Annotated in this window: 17 protein-coding genes; 10 read left to right on the top strand and 7 right to left on the bottom strand. The window is 42.1% G+C overall.

The genetic code is table 11. The annotated features are described in order from the left end of the window. The first annotated feature begins 479 nt into the window (after positions 1-479). The 4 genes from BTO10_RS03765 (at position 480) to BTO10_RS03750 (ending at position 3,296) form a co-directional block, all read left to right on the top strand. The gene (locus BTO10_RS03765) at positions 480-860 is read left to right on the top strand and encodes a hypothetical protein (RefSeq protein WP_105023612.1); all 381 of its coding nucleotides are present in this window, start codon (positions 480-482) and stop codon (positions 858-860) included. Positions 861-1,410: 550 nt separating this feature from the next. Then, entirely contained in the window at positions 1,411-1,920 is a 510-nt protein-coding gene (locus BTO10_RS03760; protein ID WP_105023611.1) for a hypothetical protein, read from the top strand. A gap of 84 nt (positions 1,921-2,004) precedes the next feature. Then, positions 2,005-2,766: a hypothetical protein gene (locus BTO10_RS03755; RefSeq protein ID WP_105023610.1), complete on the top strand. Its 762-nt coding sequence runs from the start codon at positions 2,005-2,007 to the stop codon at positions 2,764-2,766. A gap of 56 nt (positions 2,767-2,822) precedes the next feature. Then, positions 2,823-3,296 (top strand): hypothetical protein, encoded by a 474-nt coding sequence (locus BTO10_RS03750; protein WP_105023609.1) that lies wholly within the window; start codon positions 2,823-2,825, stop codon positions 3,294-3,296. 147 nt (positions 3,297-3,443) lie between these two features. Here the strand turns inward: BTO10_RS03750 and BTO10_RS03745 are convergent, their stop codons facing one another. The 5 genes from BTO10_RS03745 to BTO10_RS03720 all read right to left on the bottom strand — a co-directional run bounded on the left by BTO10_RS03745 (position 3,444) and on the right by BTO10_RS03720 (position 8,857). Next, complete coding sequence (locus BTO10_RS03745) at positions 3,444-3,974, bottom strand: hypothetical protein (RefSeq protein WP_105023608.1); 531 nt, start codon at positions 3,972-3,974, stop codon at positions 3,444-3,446. A gap of 377 nt (positions 3,975-4,351) precedes the next feature. Then, a complete protein-coding gene (locus tag BTO10_RS03740) occupies positions 4,352-5,407 on the bottom strand; it encodes a tyrosine-type recombinase/integrase (RefSeq protein WP_004737276.1) in 1,056 nt (351 codons plus the stop codon). Between the two features lie 555 nt (positions 5,408-5,962). Further along, positions 5,963-6,511, bottom strand: coding sequence for a hypothetical protein (locus tag BTO10_RS03735; protein WP_105023607.1), 549 nt, complete (start codon positions 6,509-6,511; stop codon positions 5,963-5,965). A gap of 600 nt (positions 6,512-7,111) precedes the next feature. Then, the gene (locus BTO10_RS03730) at positions 7,112-7,321 is read right to left on the bottom strand and encodes a cold-shock protein (RefSeq protein ID WP_105023606.1); all 210 of its coding nucleotides are present in this window, start codon (positions 7,319-7,321) and stop codon (positions 7,112-7,114) included. Positions 7,322-7,765: 444 nt separating this feature from the next. Next, a complete protein-coding gene (locus tag BTO10_RS03720) occupies positions 7,766-8,857 on the bottom strand; it encodes a PQQ-dependent sugar dehydrogenase (protein ID WP_105023605.1) in 1,092 nt (363 codons plus the stop codon). Positions 8,858-9,124: 267 nt separating this feature from the next. Here BTO10_RS03720 and BTO10_RS03715 point away from each other — a divergent pair, with 267 nt between their 5' ends. After that, entirely contained in the window at positions 9,125-10,318 is a 1,194-nt protein-coding gene (locus BTO10_RS03715) for a multidrug effflux MFS transporter (protein WP_004737280.1), read from the top strand. 102 nt (positions 10,319-10,420) lie between these two features. Here BTO10_RS03715 and BTO10_RS03710 read toward each other — a convergent pair whose 3' ends face one another. Further along, positions 10,421-11,206: an ABC transporter ATP-binding protein gene (locus BTO10_RS03710; RefSeq protein WP_105023604.1), complete on the bottom strand. Its 786-nt coding sequence runs from the start codon at positions 11,204-11,206 to the stop codon at positions 10,421-10,423. Positions 11,207-11,239: 33 nt separating this feature from the next. After that, positions 11,240-11,998: a siderophore ferric iron reductase gene (locus tag BTO10_RS03705; protein ID WP_105024240.1), complete on the bottom strand. Its 759-nt coding sequence runs from the start codon at positions 11,996-11,998 to the stop codon at positions 11,240-11,242. Between the two features lie 217 nt (positions 11,999-12,215). Here BTO10_RS03705 and BTO10_RS03700 point away from each other — a divergent pair, with 217 nt between their 5' ends. The 5 genes from BTO10_RS03700 to BTO10_RS03680 all read left to right on the top strand — a co-directional run bounded on the left by BTO10_RS03700 (position 12,216) and on the right by BTO10_RS03680 (position 19,507). Then, complete coding sequence (locus tag BTO10_RS03700; RefSeq protein ID WP_105023603.1) at positions 12,216-13,124, top strand: AraC family transcriptional regulator; 909 nt, start codon at positions 12,216-12,218, stop codon at positions 13,122-13,124. A 207-nt stretch (positions 13,125-13,331) separates the two neighbouring features. Further along, the gene (locus BTO10_RS03695) at positions 13,332-15,455 is read left to right on the top strand and encodes a TonB-dependent siderophore receptor (protein ID WP_004737285.1); all 2,124 of its coding nucleotides are present in this window, start codon (positions 13,332-13,334) and stop codon (positions 15,453-15,455) included. 90 nt (positions 15,456-15,545) lie between these two features. Beyond that, on the top strand, positions 15,546-16,499 hold the full coding sequence (locus tag BTO10_RS03690) for an iron-siderophore ABC transporter substrate-binding protein (protein WP_105023602.1): 954 nt from the start codon (positions 15,546-15,548) through the stop codon (positions 16,497-16,499). Further along, a complete protein-coding gene (fhuB, locus tag BTO10_RS03685) occupies positions 16,499-18,493 on the top strand; it encodes a Fe(3+)-hydroxamate ABC transporter permease FhuB (protein ID WP_105023601.1) in 1,995 nt (664 codons plus the stop codon). Before BTO10_RS03690 ends, fhuB begins: the two co-directional genes overlap by 1 nt. Positions 18,494-18,694: 201 nt before the next feature. Further along, a complete protein-coding gene (locus tag BTO10_RS03680) occupies positions 18,695-19,507 on the top strand; it encodes a crotonase/enoyl-CoA hydratase family protein (protein WP_105023600.1) in 813 nt (270 codons plus the stop codon). The last annotated feature ends 11 nt before the right edge of the window (positions 19,508-19,518 follow it).

Raw genomic sequence — 19,518 nt, 5'->3', positions numbered from 1 at the left:
AACGTACAGGCATCCGAAAGGGTGCTTTGCTCTAGTTAGCCTGGACACAAAGATAAGCGACCTTTCTATGTTTTTAATAATTCATGCTTTGCTAAGTCAACAATTTCACTAAAACGGAATTATCCAGAAAACTGCTAAGGTTGAATTTTTCCCCATGGCATCTTCTAGCTCGAAAGTGCCCCGAAACCACTTAGATCAAATACCCTACACCTTTTATGGGGCGTACGTTTTCCCTAATCAAATCTAATCCGATGGAAGAGGCTCAGGCCGAGCTTATTTTGGGTGTATGTAGTTTGACAATCGTATTGCTCCGAAGCCACCGGAGTTATACGGAATCTTTCGTCAATTTCTGAATTTCAACCCCTAGTCGCTAGGCAATACTGGCGTTAGATTGAGCGTGAGTATAATTATCGTTATCATTGGTTACATAAAATTACGGAAAAAATCCGTCTAATATGCGTTAGCCGTTTGGAGAAGTTATGAAGTATCTCACTTTTGTTTTTTTGTTAGTATCATTTACCAGTCAAGCTAGTTGCTATGTAGTAGGCGACCTAAAGGGCTTTTCTACACGTCAAATCGAAAGCTTTGAAATAGACAAAGATGGTATTTCATCTCAAAAATTCATTGTTGAATTTGAAGGTGAAGAAAGTAGCGTATCTCCAAATAACATGAGCTGTTTTCAAGCTGGCACGGCTACATTAATCTGCGCAGATGTTGGTAATGATGGCGAATCGACTATAGAAACGTGGGCTGTATATCCAGATTCAGGAAAAGCCGTATATACAAAGTCCATTAATGGGTTTGGAGCTTTTAATGGGGCAAATATGTTCGTAGGTAACATTAAGGGAAACTGCGACTAAACGGCTAACAGATAAGGATTAAGCGTTGCGTAGCCAACGTTAAATCCCAAGTGTTGGACAAGCCCGAGCCTCTGTGCGATCTGCTCTAGAAGGTTGGCGGGCTTGATAATTGTCTATAGGCGATCCTCGGTCTTACTCCGTATCTGAAGTTTTACTCGTGGCACTTTTCTCAAAAAGTGCCAGCTAGCTCAGAACTGCCCCAAAACGTGTTAGGACAAATACTCTACCTCCTTTAGTGGACGTGCGTTTTCCCTATAAAATCTAATCCAATTGAAGAGAGTCAGACCGAGCTTATTTGGGGTGTATGTAGGTTGAAAATCGTATTGCTCCGATGCCGCCGGAGTTATATAGAAACTTTCGGTCATTTCTGAAGTTAACATCCTATTTGCTAGGTAATACGGGCATTAGATCGAGCGTGAGTATAATTAGTTTTTTGATTGGTTGCATAAAATTCCGTCTATGAAGCGTTACATGCAATCCAATCTTATAGTACTTGTTTCGTTGACTAATAAGGTATAATTGCAATAAATATTTGTAGCTAATTATTAATATGAAAAAATATATAAAGTGGGTGATTGGTGGAACGGGTACTCTTGTTATGTTTCTCTTCCAAGGCATAGGGACTAAATATTTACCTGACGATTTACGATATTTTGGCACAAAGAACACACTTCCACAGGAGGTGACTGAACAAAAAATATCTAAATTTAGTCGTCGTGAAAAAACTGAAGTTCCTAGCCTTCGCTCTCCAATACTGGATGGGAATCTATTTATTGAAAAACATTTCGATCGACTTGTGTTTGGCGGAGTGAATTTTGATCAGGTCCAGCTTGCTGCTCGTTCTAAAGCGGGAAGTAAGGCAAGTATCCTAGAGAGAAACGCAGGTTCTATATCCTTCAAAATCTACGAAATACCTTACATAGAGATTGCATACAAAGGACAGTACTTAACGCTGCAAATTATTCCCGAATACTTGGGTGATGACTATATCGCTTTGTATTACACTATTGAGCCAATAGGCGCTCCAACAATGAAGCTAGAGCCAGCCATAAGAATATAACAAGAGACTAAGGTAGATTCCCAATGAATGGCGTTTTTTATTCCATCGTTGGGTGCTGTTTTTTTACTTTGAGAAAGGTGAATAATGAAAAAAAGAATTAAAATATCTAATTTTATTGTATATATATTAAGTATGCTTACTTACATGACTCTAGGTATATGTCTGGGTATCATTTTCAAAGCAGACATTAATCTTATAGAACAAGTGGGTAATATAGGTAGTTTTCTTGGTGGTTTAGCAACATGCCTTGCTGTTATTATTGCTTGGAAAGCTAAAAATGAGTGGTTTGGTGAGAGGAATTTTGACTATAAAATAGAATTATTCAATAATATGATTGAACTTTATCTATGTGGTATAAAGTATTTTGAATTTTTAAAGCCAGCTTATTCATATCAAGATAAAACTACAGATGAATTATGTAAAAGTTGGGAAATACAAGCAATAAAGAACCTTCAAGACTTTGATGAGAAGGCAAAAAAAACTCTCATGACTGCCTGTAAAGTTCAAGTTCATAATAGTAAAAACGGTTTTTCAAGTCAAAAATATGTAAATGAAATTGTCCAACAGGCCATAACATTTTTAACGCTAACCTCACCAATATATTCAGAAAGAACAGAAAGTAGTATCAAAGATGCTTTTAAAACAGTGCAACGAATTGATGATGGGCATGAAGAATTTAAGAAAAATATGATTGAAACTATTAATAATTTATCACTTCATCTTTTTAATGAAGAAGTTAAATTATCTGATTTTGGTTTAGATACTAACTATCGAAATATAAATCAATTTATAGATAATTTAAATAAAGACAGTGTATTGTATAAATATACAAACTTTAAGAATTAAATAGATGAAAATCAATCATATGGATGTTTTAAAATTAAACCTTAAGGAAAGTAGTGATGAAGTTTCTAGACGATTTTGAGTGGGAATATAAAGATTTTATTTTTATAGTTTGTGTCTTAGTAAATATGTTTGCTTCATTGATTAAAGACGTTGTTAATATTTTTGGGCTAGAAAATGTTGAGTGGCTAATTTTAGGACTAAAAGTGATATCAACTATCTTAGGTACAGTTTATGCCGTTTGGAAGTTTTTAAGACTTAAGCCTAAAAGGATAATAATTGCGTCTGATGACTGGGATTTAAATGTTGAAAATGTCAATAGAAAAATATTCAGTAAGTACATTCCTAAGTCGTTACATAAGAAAGGTGAAAAGCCACTATTTGATATAAAAATAGAAAATGATGATGGTTCTTTAAGCGATGTTGATATTGAATCATCAATTGACAATAAAGGTGGCATTATCCTTAGAGGAACTACAGGTGGCAATGTTCCTGATAATAGATTTATACTAACTCTAAGGTCACTCAGTTGAAATTCTATAATGTTTCTTTTAATTTTTGAGTAAAAGAAAGTTTTTATTTTTTAATTTTTTTTCGAGATAACTATAGTTCAAGGTAAGGAGTTTTAATGACTCCTTACCTTTGACGCTGTTAACCCCCTATTAAATATAAATCGCTGGTTATTTATATTTGGCAAAGAGCCTCTCAAATTCATCAAATGCACCTTTGAAGAAAAAAAGGCGATATTCTTCATAAGTAGTACGCTGTTTTTCCTTTATGCTGAGGATATCTACCTCGTTGCCGCTATGTTCCATCATCTGAATAAAAGTTTCTGGTACGCCCTGTTTATACGCTACAGCTTTTGTACCCATAGCATGGGTTTTTTCCAGTACTTCTCTTACAAACGCTGTACCTTCAGGAGTAAAAATTTCCATACAAGTGAGTTGAATTCTTTGTAATCGTTTAAAGGTTTTATCCAACGTGTTTCTGTCTATGTTTTCACCATCATAGTGTTTGAGAATGTGTAAAACTTCAAATAAATCCTCTAACACCTTATTACGTTCTACTCTGGTCGAGATCTTTTTCTGGTCTAATGAAAACTTGGCCGCGAAACATGCAATTATCATTGAGACTATAGCCACAAAAAGAGTTGCCCAGTCAATTAATCTCGGCTCTGCAAGATTATATATTGCATTAGCTATATCAGACATAATTCCTCTTTTTTATAAAAACTCTATCAGTGTGCTGACCGTATTTCCCGACGACAATATTCTTGGTTTAACGTGACAGTACTTAATACGCACTTAAACCAACTCTTTTACTAGTCCGATGTTACTCATCGCACTAGCTCTTCACAAGTAAATTTGCCATATCTGTAGTTATTGATGGTTTTCTAATTTATCAAAGTCACTGACACAGAAATGTCCAAAACCTTCACAGGTTGAATTTTTACCCTTAGCACTTTCTAGCTCGAAAATGTCCAGGATCTTGATAGGTTGAATAGCTTTTTTTGGGGATTCTATTTGTGAACACAAATAGGCCCCTTCGAGTCAATATTTTTATATTCACTACAAACCATTAATCGCTTTTATATTTTACGGTCGTGTAGTTTATGCGGGAACAACTGGGTATAAACTTGCCACAAGGTATTTAGGTTTCTATGGCCAGTTACCTGAGCAACCTCTTCAATGGTAAAGCCTTTCTCGAACAAGCGGCTTGCACCTTCACGGCGTAGGTCATGATAACGTAGGTTATCAATCCCAACCTTTTGACACACTTCAACGAAGCCTCTACCAACTGAGCGTGGGTTGTAAGGAAATATCAACTCTCCCTTACGCTCTTGCCTCATCACAATATCGAATGCTTCACCAAGCAGAGGAACGACCATATGGTTGCCTTCTTTCTTACGTGGGTCTTTTCGGTCACGTACGATCACTGTTCTAAGTTCTTCGTTTAAGTCTTCCCAACGAATACCACACACTTCACTTACTCTCATACAGCTCAGGATGCTGAAGTCTAGAAGCATTGAATAGGGGATTTTGTTTTCTCTGCGCTGCTCGCGTTCTTCTAGTGCTTCTTTTAACAGGTCTATTTCATCGGTAGTAGGCCGTCTGGTTCGTTTCTCTGATTTACCGATGAGTTTCATTTCATACAGAATGGGTGTTGCTTCTAAGAATGTGTTCACGTTCGCGGCAACGTTGAATACAGGTTTAGCTCGTTTGAATACCGAACGTAAAAAGTAGATGTCGGAATAGACGGTAGAGGGCTTGGTTCCCGTACTGCCTCTATTCTGGCAGTGCTCAATCAAGTCTTTAGTGGTTAGCTCATCGGAATAGATTTTTGCTATGTCACAATCACGGAGCATTTTTAATACGGTTTGTTTAGATCGGCCAGTATTGTCCCAGAGGTTTTTGTTCCCAATGTACATGTCTAGAAGCTGGCCAATGGGTACAGAACGGTCTTGAGTTTCACCTTCTTCTATCTTTCGCACTTCATTTTTTGCCCAGGCAGTAGCGAGCGTTTTTTTCTTATGAGTTTTAGAGAAACGTTGAGCAATTTTGCTCCGGTGTTTCACGGTAACGGTGGCTTTGTAGCGAGACTCACCGCTCGCTAGAGTTCGCTTTTCAATACTATAAGATGCCATGAACGTGTGCCTCTGAGGTGTACCAAAAGGGTGATTTGAGGGGTACAAAAGGTGTACCAAGGTTCAGAGATTATAGCAGTTTATTGAAGTTCTTCTAGGTTGTTATTTTTATTAAGTGATTGAAAATAATGGTATATATGGTTGGCGTTAGGTAGGGCAGGGAATGGCGTATTTTAGTGAAACTTATAGATTGTCGGTTTGAGAGCCATATGATGTCAGGGTTCCAATCGGATGATGTGTCTATAGCTGTACCAATGGGTTTTTTGAAATCACAGACTATAGGTAAGTTGCGCCTAGTATAAACGAAGTAGAGCCGTTAGCTAGCAAGATGAGGCTTTTGTTACACCATAATTATTTTAAGCACTTATGTTGAACTAACAAGGAAGAACACGGGTTCAATTTAGGTGGTTATGACGTAAGCGTTTAACGATTATGTGATTGAGAAGTGATCGCCCCGAGTCATACAAAAGAACTGCGGAAGTATAAGTAAACACGAAGTGTCAACATTTAAGGTATTGACACTTCTTGGTAAGTCTAGATTATTGTTAACTAATATTAATTACGTGTCGCTGTAAATGGCACGAATTCATTTTGCTCTAAGCCATTGGGACCTGAGCATCTCACTTTTCCTGCTATGTAATCATCAGAAATATATGTTATTTCATAGGCTGCATCATAGAATGAACTGGCTTTAGCGACGATTTTATTATTTTTTAAAGACATTTTAGCCGCGCAAAGATAGCCTGAATTGAAAGATATGCCAAGTTTACTATTGCTTAATACTTCGAGTTTCGGGTTTGAGCTTGTACCTCCTTTCAGCGAGATATTCATGGTATACGACCCACGGCGGTCTCTAAAGCGCTGATAAGCACTATAATCAACTAAACCCTGTCCAAGGCCAGTCAGCGGCGAATATTTTAGTTGACCACTTTCAGTAACGAAAACCAGTTCCTCAATGTTGTCACCGTTAAGATCTACCATTGAAAAACTCTTGATGTCTTCATTCGGCAAAAGTTCTCTAGGTTCACCTAACATAGAATCTGCAGCAACAGCGGCGACTGAAAATAAAGTGGTAATAGAAAGGGTAAATATTGTTTTTTTCATACTAATACACTCATTTTATTGATGTTTTTATTAAAGTATTCATCTAGTAGCATATCAAGATTGGCGTGTGGATTGAAGATGAATTTATAAAATGAGTGCTTAATACTTGAGCTTTAACACACATGTATAACGTTCGTTGTATATTCGTATCCTTAGTATAATTTTCTAGGTTTTCTAGGAATAACAGGCAGGGATTAAAGTGAGCGCAAGTACAAACAAAAATACAGCCGATTGTAAGGCGGCCATTTTTATGCGGATTTCTTACATTCGAGTGAGTTGTGAGGGTAGTCAAATATTTTACTGTGCTGACGACTAAATGTAATGAACTAGGCTTAGTTTTACGTGGTGGTTAAGTGATGAATATTGAGGTGAACTTTAGGTATTAGATAAAGGAACTTCGACCTAGGAGCTGCTTTGACTAAGATTGATATGAGTTGATAGACGGTTTTGACCAGGGGTTTCCGTTTGGGTTTTTGTTCTCCGTGCTATGGCTTGGTCTTAGCGCATGTCGCCCTGACGTAGTGGTCACTCAAACGATCGGTCGGGTAAAAAAATAGCCAGCAGAGGCTGGCTATTTTTAGAAAGCTTTAAAATACTAAATTAAAGTACTTTGATGCTGTCAGCTTGTGGGCCTTTCTGACCTTGAGATACTACGAACTCAACTTTTTGGCCTTCAGCAAGAGTTTTGAAACCTTCGCCAATGATTGCAGAGAAGTGTGCAAATACGTCTGGACCGTTTTCTTGTTGAATGAAACCGAAGCCTTTAGTTTCGTTGAACCATTTTACTGTACCAGTAACTGTGTTAGACATGATGTTATCCCTAAAATTAATTTTTATAGTGAGCCAATTGTGGCACTGATAGCGTGGAAAAGTTTATTGCTATTGCGTACAACACAACGGGGTTACTAGTAATCCAACGAAATGTTTATATACAAAGAACTTTCTTTCTAGCCGAAATCGAGTCTAAATCAAATCAGGGGATAGTCAATCGAATCCATAGTGAAAGGTTGCAGAAACTTGGGGGTAGTCAAACTTTGCATTCCTTAAATATCATGTAGTTACAGTTGTATGGTGATTTCTTGTCGTTTTTGTGAAAAACATAGGTAAGTTTGATGACAAAATTAGAGTGGTTGCACTGTTTTTACATATTGTGCTTTCGGAAAAGAAAGCCGCTAAATTGACCTGAAGCCCCGTATTTAACGGCTTTATTTATAAAATCATCTAATGTTTGTGCTGATTGTTTTAACGGAGTTGCTACCTTTTTAGGCGATAGAGGTTGCCATTGTCAGTACTGAAGAAAATATCCCCATCTGGTGAGGTTTCGATGTCTCTGATTCTTTCGCCTAGGTCTTCTAGAATACGTTGCTCGTCAGTCGCATCACCTTGCTCATTGACCGTTACCACATTGATATGGGTAAGTTTAAGTGCGCCTGCTAATAATTTTCCTTTGAGCTCTGGGAACTTATCCCCTTGATAAACCACTAAGCTGCCAGGGGCGATTGAAGGAATGTAGACCTTTTTAGGTGCTTCGATGCCTTCTTTAGTTTCCGAATCACCAACGCTGATTGGTCCCCAATACTCTTTACCATGAGATGTGACAGGCCATCCGTAGTTGGCTCCCGCTTTTATTAGGTTAATTTCATCACCACCACGTGGGCCATGCTCAATCGACCACAGCTTTTGACTTGGGAAGTCGTAGAACAGTCCTTGCGGGTTTCGGTGGCCATAGCTCCAGATTTCGTTGAGAACCTTGTCGTTGTTTACAAATGGATTGTCACTTGGTGTGCTTCCGTCAGCATTCAAGCGCAATATTGAACCTGCATGAGTTAAGGTATTTTGCCCGTTATCTCGATCACCACGGTCGCCAATCGAAAAGTAGAGGTGGCTATCATCGAAGGTAATGCGACTGCCAAAGTGACGTCCAGTGTCGGTTCTAGATTCTGAAACGAATACATCTTGCCAATTAGACACTTCACTATTTTGGTAATCAGCAGAAGCGAGTGTGGTTACACCTTCATCATCGATGTTTTTGCTGTAAGTGATATAGAGTTTGTTTTCTTCAAAGGGCGAAAAGGTGATATCTAACGCTCCACCTTGACCCTTTGCCCACACATTGGGAAGCCTGAACAGTGTGCTCTGGTCACCGGTTTTCAGATCAACATGTTTGATCACACCTTCTTTTTCTGTGATTAACATGGATCCTTCGTCTACATAGGCGAGTCCCCATGGAATCACAAGTCCATCGGTTATCTTCTCAGCTTGCCAAGCAAAAGCCGTTGTTGAGGCAAGGGGACCAGACACAACCAGTGCCAAAGCTGAGGTGAGGATACGGTGATAGGTGTTCATTGAAGTCCCTTCATTGTTGCGCGCTAGTGTTAGTCTAGCTTGTGTGAGCGACAGGCGGAAAGTTAAGGTGTGTGAAAAGTGACTATTCACATATTTAGTTCAGCCAGTGTTGTATGATTATACGAGCTAACGTATGTTTACCCTGCGACAGTCCAATCGATCCTTTCGGAGCACCATGAATATCATACCTGCAACATTCTCTCTATCTTCTATATCTCTATGTTGTGAGGTTGATAAAGCAAACCTTTTAATTACGTGTACAGCCTCATGAGCCGTCGATTTGATTTTAAGTCAATCTTACTGGCGTGTTTAGTCATCAGTATCGGCCAACTCAGTATGGGTTTGGTATTTCCTTCTTTACCTTGGATCGCAAAGGACTTTGATGTCTCGCTAGAGCAAGCTCAGCTGTTGGTGAGTGTCTACCTGCTAGGCTTCGGGCCTTCACAGTTTGTTTATGGTCCAATTTCAGATGCTTTGGGGCGTAAAAAGGTACTATTAAGTGGCTTACTACTCGCCATGTGTGGCTTGTTGATGATCATCTTCTTCAGCCATTCTTTTACCAGTATGGTATTGGGGCGATTCCTGCAGGGATTGGGCACGGGCTGTTGTGCTGTGCTGGCTCGCGCTTCCACACGAGATAGATTCAACGGTGCTGACTTACCATTAGCGATGTCTTACATTGCGATGGTTGCGTCGATTACACCTCTTATTGCCCCCGTCATTGGTGGCTTTATCAACTTCCACTTTGGCTGGAGTATGGTGTTTATCTCGCTACTTGGCTATGTCTCATTAGCTTGGGTCGTATTGGCGTTTAAATTCAAAGAAACGGTTTTACAGCTCTCGCCGATTCCCTCACCGAAGAAGATGGCATCGCAATACAAAGAGCTACTCACTTCTCGCTACTTTATGAGTTTTGCGAGCATTGGTTGGCTTAACTTTAGTCTCATGATCACCACTGTGTCGGTGATGCCATTTATTATGCAAAACCAGATCGGGATGACATCCGATGAATATGCGATGTGGGCGGTGATCCCTGCGTTAGGCATGCTTGGCGGGACAAGTTTGTGTAACCGTATCCGTCCAATGTTAGGTAACAAGAAAACACTGCTATGCACGCCTGTGTTACATATATCGGCAGCGTTGTGGCTTTTCTTCTGCCCACTTGAGCCTCTCTATCTAATGCTCGGTCAGTTTTTGATGATACTGGGGAATGGTATCGCGTTACCTTGTGCTCAAGCTTTGGTGATGTTGCCTTACAAAAAGAACGCAGGTGCAGCGGCTGCGATGTCGGGAGGCGGCCAAATGGTGGTGTCTTCGCTGGTAAGTATGGGGTTGGTTAAACTTGGCCTTGGCGAAGCGTGGCATCTGTCATTGGTCATCGCGTTGTTCACGGCGATTACGTTATTGAATATTTTGCGTGGCTTTAGTAGCCAAGAAGCCAGAGACGCTCAGCTTAGCTAGTTAAATGAGTTCTCGAATTTAAACTGGAAGGCCACTGAAATGATGAATTTCAATGGCCTTTTTAATGCTCAACGCTTTGGCTTAACTTGCCCAGACTATCTGCTATTCGCAGACGACAGCGACCTTCTCACTGGCTGCCGTCTTGGCTGGAACTGGATGGTCGATCAGTCGGATAGGGGACTCATAAAGCTCAGACAAGGCCTGCTCATTAAGCAACTTATCAGCGCTTCCTTCAAAGGCGATCTTACCTTTCTTTAGAGCGACTATGTGTGTCGCGTAACGCAGTGCGAGATTCAAGTCGTGCAGAATGACGATGATTCCAACGTCTTCTTTTTTATTAAGCTCAGACAGTAAACCCATCAATTGGAACTGGTGATGAACATCTAGTGCGGATGTAGGCTCGTCGAGAATCAATACTGGAGACTGTTGGGCGAGCAACATCGCAACCCACGCTCGTTGGCGCTCACCGCCGGATAAATCGTCCGCTAAAGCTTGTGAAAACTCGGCAACGCCTGTTCTAACCATAGCTTGTTGGATAATAGATTGATCTTCAACGTTCCAACGGCCAAACGCGCCTCGCCAAGGAAAACGCCCTAAACGAACCAATTCTTCTACTGTTAAGCCTGCCGAAGCAGGGAGCTTTTGAGGTAAATACGCAACCTTCTTGGCTAAGTCTTTGCTTTTGAAAGAAGAGATAGAAGCACCATCCAGCTTTACTGTGCCGTGATCAGGTGCCATTTGACCTGAGAGCAAGTTAACCAGCGTCGATTTACCAGAACCATTGTGACCAAGAACGACCGTAAGTTCATTTGTTGGAATACAAAGCTCGTCAATTGAGAGAATGGTGCGTTCGTTACGAACCATTGTGATATTTGAAAGCTGAAACATGTCAGTCCTGGATTTTAAGATTAAGTAATAGTGTTAAGCGGTTTTCTTATTGTCTGGGTGTCTAGGGCAATCGTCGCAATATTTTCTAGAGTCACACTTGTAGACTAAGCAACAGCTGACCCTAACGAGCTTAAGCAACCCTGTTGTATCGTCGACTTTGAGGCTGTCTAAGTGGTTCTCTGGTAGTTGGCACGCTGTTAACCATAGCCTTGCTTGCTCAGTGATGTACTCATTAGTCAGGCTTTGTTCGCGCTGTTGCAGTTTGATCAAACAACCCAGCAGTAGATCTGCGAGCAAATGGTTGGTAAACCCCGGGCGAATGCGTGTCCACTCGCTAATCTGGCTGCGTAAAAACTCCGTGAGTTCCAATATGGCTTGACCCGCATGCGGGATTAGTTCTTCTGGTGTACCGTGTTGGTGATCACCATTGAAGAAGCGGTATCCTGTGACAAATTCTTTATACCTGAATTGACCGATATTCTTGATATCTGGCAATGAATGAAGGCCATAGATAGAAACGAAGGTGACGTAGATTGGCTGCCAGCATACTAAATCCCAGGTTCGGGTTAACCAATAGGCTTTACCTGCCTCAGAATGATTTTCCGCCAAGCCATCGTAAACGCGCTTTATCTCGATATGGCTTTTATCATTTGTTATGGCAATACTTTTGCTGCTCAGAGAACCATAACTGCCGCTTAAATAAGGGGTAATCTGTTTTGAATAAGCGAAGATTTTCTGGTGTAGAGAGGGGGCTCTACGACGAGTGGCAATGTTGTGCAGCTGGGAAAGCATGTTAAACCAGTAAATGATAATCAGTTGCGTTATCATATCGAACCTTATCGATGATAACCATACAAAATGGAGCATCTCCTCGGAGAACTCTTATTGTTAAATTTATAAATTGAGTGCGTCTTAGTCATTTTTAAGTGATAAAAGCCTCTTTAAATGATAAAAAGTAATTCTGAATCGACTTAATTGCTGCCATTAGCGAGATTATAAAAGCGTGACTATGAACACACCTGCATTTGACCGTATCAGCCGTGTCTTGGCTTATATACATGCGAACCTCAGCTCGACATTATCTTTAGAGGATATTGCGAAACAGAGCTGTTGGTCTCGTTGGCAGCTGCAAAGAGTGTTTCAAGCCGAAACTGGGCTTACTGTGGCGAACTACGTCAGAGAGCTCAAGTTAAGCCAAGCTGCTGAAGAACTGTTAGATACCAAAGAGCGAGTTATCGATATCGCGCTTGAACTAGGATTCAATTCAGAAATTAGCTTTAGCCGTTCGTTTAAGCAGATGTTTGGTTCTAGTCCAAGTCAGTATCGAAAAGCTGGAAAAAGAACGGGACTTCGTAAACCGATACAAGTGTCTGACACGCTGAGCAGCACTGATAATGGCCCGCAGAGCTTTGTTGAAGTTCGTATTGAGGAAAGAGAATCGTTCCTAGTGAAAGGGATCACTTCTGAAATCAGTGGTCTGTTTTCGCTGACACAAGATTTTGCACAGAAAGTCCCTCAATTGTGGTCACGCTTAGAAGGGGAAGTGACACTACCTGATGACAATGCCTATCAGTTCATTGGTGTGGTTGATCTCACTCAGGCTTGTTTTGATGGCACCAATATTCATTATTGGGCGGGAGTTGAACTGAATGATGAGATTTCAATTCCTCAATTGCCGAGCATTATCTCTGACAAGCTAGAGGTCTTAAACATTCCAAAGCAAACCTATGCTGTGGTGAAACATTGTGGTCCGATTGAGAATCTTCGACATACTTTGAGTTGGTTTGTACTCAATTGGTTACCGAGTTCTGGTTATCGAGGTGTTGATGGCTATGAGCTTGAAGTATACCCACTCGGTTATCAAACTCATGCAGCGGATGCAGTGATGGAGTACTGGGTTCCTATTATTAAATCGTAGTCATATCGCGTCTAGCATACTCTTTACAAAGCCATTCACTCAATAAGGTCAATTGTGTTTTTAATCATCAATTGACCTTTTTTCGTTATAAATAGGCCAAGTTCTTTTTGAACTTGCACCAAATTGTTAATTATCCCATCGATAGATACATACAATGCAAATGAGATTTATTATTATTTACAAATAAGCATTGGTACCGAGGGAATCATGACCACTCACACTCGTTTTAAGTATTCATCACTAGCAGTTGCATTGCTGACTGCACTTTCAGCGCAAGCCATGGCGGAAGAGACCGTTACTACGGCAGATTCGAATGTAGAAACTGTTACGATTATGGGTAAAGCCTATCGTAATACCGCGACTAAGTCGGCACTTGAGCCTGAAGAAACGCCTCAAGGTATTACCGTTATTGATGAAGAACAGTTAGAGCAACGAGGTGTTCAATCTTTAAATCAAGCCCTTCGTTATGCACCGGGTGTTGTAACTGAAAACCGCGGTAGCTCAGTAGCAATGTTTGACTCTTACTCTATCCGTGGTTTCGCGACTAACAATGTTAACTACTACGATGGTCTGTCACTTCAATTCTTGAATGGTTGGAATCTACAACCGCAAATTGACCCGATTGCAATGCAGCAAGTAGAGATCTTCAAAGGGCCAACCTCTGTACTTTATGGTGCTATGCCACCGGGTGGTATGGTCAATATGATCGCTAAAGCACCACAAACGGAGCAGTCTACTAAAGTTGGTGTTGCAACAGGTTCACGTAATCTACAAGAAGCGTCGATTGATACTACTGGTCAGTTCGGCAATAGTGACTTTTCTTACCGTTTGATAGCACTAGCTCGTAAGCAAGACAGCCAAGTTGATAACGCAGAAGAAGAGCGTTACTTGATTGCTCCTTCTGTAGACTGGCAAGCAACGGACAGCACGTTAATCAACTTCAATCTGTACTACCAAAATGACCCTTCAATGGGTATCAACTCGGCAATGCCGTTGGATGTGCTGAAAGCAAGTGATCCATCTGTTTCTATGGGTGACAAGAACTGGAGTAAGTTTGAGCGTGAAGTTCTTATGGTCGGCTATAAGATCAACCATGAGTTTAATAGCAATTGGACATTCCTACAGAACGCTCGTTATACAGATGCCTCTTTATACCAAGAGAACACTTATCACGTGAGCTACGACCCAAGCACGCCTAATCAGCTTGACCGTTACTTGTACTCTACTGATGAGAGCTTTAAAGGGTTTGTTATTGATAACCAATTGAGCGGTATTGTCGATGTTGGTTCAGTAGAGCATAACTTGTTGCTTGGTATCGATTACCAAGATCTAGACGGTAATGTTAACTACTCATCTTACAGTGCGAATGGCAGCGGCTTTAACAGCTTTGATCCATTAAATCCGAATAACGATCTACTAGACCGTAGTGACGTGACTAAAACCGGCGAATACTTAGATGACACAACGTCAAGCCAGCTTGGTTTCTACGTTCAAGACCAAATTCGTCTGGATGCGTTAGTGCTGATTGCAGGTGCGCGATTCGATCACTACAAGTCTGAAAGTGATTACTACGCACATGAATCCGATCACAAGCAGTTCACTTACCGTTTAGGTGGTTTGTATCAGTTTGATAATGGATTAGCACCATTCGCAAGTTATGCGACGAGCTTTGAACCCGCTCCAGGTGTTGATAAAGCGGGTAACGAATTCGATCCAGAGAATGCTCAACAAGCAGAGATTGGTGTGAAATACCTGTCTGATGATATGTCGAAAGAAGCGACGGTTTCTCTATTCCATATCGTTAAGCAAGACATGTTGATGACAGACCCAACTAACGTTTATGGCCCAAGAATCCAAGTGGGTGAAGTGGTATCGCAAGGTGCGGAACTATCAGGACGTTGGTTCGCGACTGAAAGCTTCGATATTGCAGCAGCATACACCTATGTTGACATGGAAATCACTGAAGACTCTAGTAACGGTTTAGAGGGTACGACACCGATCTATGTGCCTGAGCATACGGCTAATGTGTGGGCTAACTACAACATATTTAATGGTATGTTGGCTGGTTCTCGATTCAGTGCCGGCGCTCGTTACGTGGGTGAAATGCAAATGGATGCGAGCAACACGCAAGGTAAAGTTCCGTCTTATACGGTTGTTGATTTGTCGGTGGGTTATGACCTAGGAGCAGCAAGCGACACACTATCTGGTGCGACAGCTAACCTAGCCGTGAACAATATTTTCAACGAAGAATATTACGCGTGCTACGACCAATCTAACTGCTGGTTCGGTGCTGAGCAGTCTGTAGAGCTTAGCGTGAACTACGAGTTCTGATTCAGTTAGTAATACCACTTAAAAAGCAGCCTTACATTGGGCTGCTTTTTCTTATCAAGAAATATTTAATTTAGATTGAGTAGGTTAGGCATGAATATAGTACGTGTAGGCTCCCATTTTTCTAAAGTGACAAAACTGAACAAGACACTCGTATTTTCGTTGTTGCTGAGCGCCTTATCGTTTAATGCGATGGCGGATTACCAAGTTGAAGACAGCGAAGGAGTGAAAACCCTTGAAGCTCAACCTGTTAGAGTAGCAGCGCTGAACTGGGACATTGCTGAACAAGTGATTGAACTCGGTGTAAAACCCGTCGCAGTACCTGATATTGCAGGGTATACCGATTGGGTTGTTCAACCCGCTATTCCTAAGGGGGTTGCGGATATCGGTACTCGAACTGAACCTAACTTTTCAGCGCTCAAGAAACTCAACCCTGATGTGATTCTTATTGCTTCACCTCAAAAAGATTTGCAAGAGCGACTCTCTGAAATTGCACCAGTATTTTATTACCAAACTTATAGTGAGCAGCATAGCAACGCGGCGGCGGCTATCGAGAACTTTAAGAAGATAGCTCAATTGCTTGGCAAAGAAGAACAAGCGAACAATAAACTGGCTACGATGGATGCGCGTATTGCTGTACTTAAGGCCGAACTAGATAAAGCGTATCCGGGCGACAAACCGAAAGTTACTTCATTCCGTTTTGCCAGCACCACTTCGGTATACATTTATGGTGATAACTCGATTCCACAATATGCGCTTGAGCAGCTTGGCTTTGAAAATGCGATGGAGCTTCCTGCGAGCCAGTGGGGTATCAGTCAAAAGCGTATGACTGAGCTTAAGAAGGTAAAGAATGGTATTGCGCTTTACTTCGAACCTTTCCCATACCAAGACAAGTTAAATCAGTCCCCAATTTGGAAGAGTATGCCTTTCGTGCGCAATGGCCAATTTAGCCCAGTGGAGGCAAGTTGGAGCTACGGCGGGGCGATGTCGATTTTGTATAACGCTGAAGCCATGGCGCAATCGTTGTTGACGCTAGCGGAGCAGTAATGAGATTCAGTGGTTTGATGATGGGGGTAGCGCTATTTCTCGCTGCCCTTATTCATTTATGGTTAGGCCAGTCTGAATTTGGTCCCGTTGATGAGTTGTTCCGGCAAATCTCACAGATTAGCGACATCGCTTCGTTCGAACGAATGACCGATGATTCATTTGAGTTGATGGCGTTAGCCTATGTCAACTTACCTCGTTTGGTGATGGCGATTTTGATTGGTGGAACTCTCGGCGCGATAGGTAGCCTGTTTCAACAGCTAACACAGAATCGCATGATGTCTCCGCTTACCTTAGGTACATCGTCAGGTGCATGGCTGGGTCTGGTCATTCTAAATGTGGTCGCGCCGATGTTGGTGGCTCAGTATTCAGTTTGGTTTGCGCTGGTTGGGGCGCTGCTTTCTATGGGGCTTATCGTTTCCATTGTTGGTATTAAAAATATGAGCGGTTTGCCGATTGTTTTGGCGGGCATGGCAGTTAACTTACTGCTCGGTGCGTTTGCGACGGCGATTATTCTGCTTAATGATCAGTATGCGCAGAACTTGTTTGTTTGGGGAGCTGGCGATCTAGGTCAGAATGGTTGGGAGCAAGTGTTTTGGTTGATGCCTAAACTACTGCCAGTCTTCTCAATTTTCCTGTTGGCTCCAAGGGTTCTGACTCTGCTTTCGATTGGTACAGAGGGAGCTGCTGCACGTGGTCTTAATATCGGTACGACCTTCTTTGTACTGATGGCGATTGGCGTATGGCTGGTTTCTGTGTCGATTACTTCGGTGGGCGTGATCAGCTTTATTGGTTTGATTGCGCCAAACATAGCGAGACATCTAGGCTTTTTAAAGGCGAAATCTGAACTCATCGCCAGCTGCGTGCTAGGGGCGTTGTTACTTTGTGTGACTGATAGCTTGGCGATTTTCTTGGCACAATGGTCATTGGATATGATTCCAACAGGAACGGCAACTGCGGTGATTGGTGCTCCAGCTTTGATCATTATTGCTCGTAAGCAGATGTCAGCTCAGGATCAGCTATTCTTCTCGATGCCTAAAGGGCCACGGTCTATTTCACCTCTGGCTTATTTCTTAGTGGGTACGATGATCTTCGCTTTACTGGCGTTGAGTACAATGTCACAGCCTGCTTCTGATATGGGCTACTTTGTTATCCCAGATTCATTTGAATGGTCTATTCGTTGGCCTAGAATGTTAACCGCAATATTCGCTGGTGGCGGTCTGGCTGTAGCAGGTGTGATTTTACAAAGGTTGGTTTACAACCCACTTGCAAGCCCTGACATTCTTGGAGTGTCAGCCGGTGCGGTTTTAGCCTTGATTTTCAGTAGCCTGCTTATGGGATACTCGATTCACTCATTAAGCCCGTGGGTAGCGTTTTTGGGCAGTGCGATTGCCCTATGTTTGTTGCTGCTCCTTGGTAAAAAGCATCAGTTTGCACCTTCGATTCTCATTCTCACTGGTATCTCATTGACCGCCGTGTTGGAGGCTTTAGTACAATTTTCTCTAACGCGAGTCGGCGAGGGAAAATACACCTTATTGGCTTGGTTGGCTGGCTCTACGTATCGTGTTGAACCTGATACCGCGACGATCATGGCTTTAGTGACAACCGTTTGTATTGGCATTGCATTACTGTTGAGCCCTTGGGTGACGTTAATTGCGACGGGGCGTCAGTTCGCGAGTGCTAGAGGACTGAATATCAACATCGCCTATGTGGCTCTGTTGTGTATTGTCGCGGTTTTATGTTCGATGGTAACAACCACTATGGGGCCGGTCACTTTTGTAGGTCTACTGGCTCCACATATCGCCGCTATGGTTGGTGCTCGCTTGGTTCGAGAGCAGATCAGCTTATCGTTTTTGATTGGTGCAGCACTAATGCTATTCGCCGACTGGTTAGGACAAGTGGTGGTGTTCCCAGCTCAGCTTGCGGCAGGCACGTTGGTTTCTATCATAGGCGGAAGCTACTTCATCTTCTTGCTGCTGAAATCTCGGAGAGCGTAGGTGAACGCCCGGCGCTTTGTCTGCTGAAATCAGTATTCAAGGCAGTGATTGATGTTATCTATCGCTGCCTTTTTAGTTCGTATGCGTTATCCAACCTGAGCGTAAAATGATCAACCTAGCTCTCGTTTTTGATACGCAAATTTTGCATATGTTAACAAGATGTATAACGATAAGGTCTGACCACTTAGTTGAGTAGCCCATATGACCGGCCTATCTTGTATTACTTGTTCCATTGATGAAAACCAAATTGCGACGGTGGCATTAAATCGCCCAGATAAGCTGAATGCCATTGATATGGATATGTTTCAAGGCGTTAATGACATGGTTAAGGCGCTTAAAAAGAGCACGGAAATTCGAGCTGTGATTGTGAAAGGTAATGGGGCTGACTTTTGTTCCGGACTTGATGTGAAGTCGCTGCTGAACAGCAAATCTGGTGCGATGAAGCTTTTGTTTAAGTGGTGGCCCACACGTCCTAATGCCGCGCAGTATTTCTCGGTTGGTTGGCGAGATATTCCATGCCCAGTTATCTTTGCGATCCATGGTCGCTGTTGGGGAGGTGGCTTGCAACTGGTGAGCGGGGGAGACTTTAGAATTGCTAGCCCGGATGCGAACTTTTCTATCCTAGAAGCCAAGTGGGGCTTAATTCCTGATATGGGAGGCGCGATAGCTTTTCGAGAGTTGATGCGTAAAGACCACACTCTAGAAATGGCAATGACCGCTAAGGTGATCGATAGCGAGACCGCAAAAGAATACGGGCTTGTCACAAAAATAGCTGAAGATCCGTACGCGGAAGCTTATGCCTTGGCATTGGAGTGTGCAAACCGGTCGCCGGATGTTGTCGCTGCTAATAAGAAGCTCTACAACAAAACTTGGTGGTCTAGCCCTGGTGTCGCGTTATTCTACGAGACTTGGTACCAAATCAAAGTCGCTTTAGGCAAGAACAGAGCGATAGCAGCACAGCGTGAAATTCATCCTGATAAACCACGCGCCTACTTAGCGAGAAAGTTCAAATAACGTTTGTACAG

Origin of the sequence: Vibrio chagasii, assembly GCF_002954585.1 — a bacterium.
In the GTDB taxonomy this organism is placed as follows: Bacteria; Pseudomonadota; Gammaproteobacteria; order Enterobacterales; family Vibrionaceae; genus Vibrio; species Vibrio chagasii_A.
This window is presented reverse-complemented; position numbering and strand designations above follow the sequence as displayed.